The sequence below is a fragment of the Herbidospora sp. RD11066 genome (assembly GCF_054661255.1).
The window spans coordinates 1-228 of the sequence record NZ_BAAGDO010000434.1 but is presented as its reverse complement, the minus strand read 5'-3'; the positions used below and the strand labels follow the sequence as shown (position 1 = coordinate 228).

Sequence of the window (228 nt, the reverse complement as noted above, 5' to 3'; positions counted from 1 at the left end):
GTTCAGCCGTTCAATTCGATGTCCGACTCCAACCCCGAAGCGACGTTTACCCGGGTGGTCGAAATGGTGCAAGCGTGGCCACTTGCTTACCTGCATGTGACACGCATGGGAATCGACCAACCGGGGAAAGCAGGGCCATGTTTCGAGCCGCTTACGCTCAAGAAGCGGTGGCCGGGCGTGTCCGTCGCGAACCACGGTGCGGAGCGCGATACCGGTAACCAATGGATT

Annotated in this window: 1 protein-coding gene; it reads left to right on the top strand. The window is 59.6% G+C overall.

What is annotated here, in order from left to right; genetic code table 11:
* Positions 1-228, top strand: a 228-nt coding sequence (locus tag ACYQ78_RS40250) for a hypothetical protein (protein WP_459806263.1), incomplete at both ends; no start/stop codon positions are given.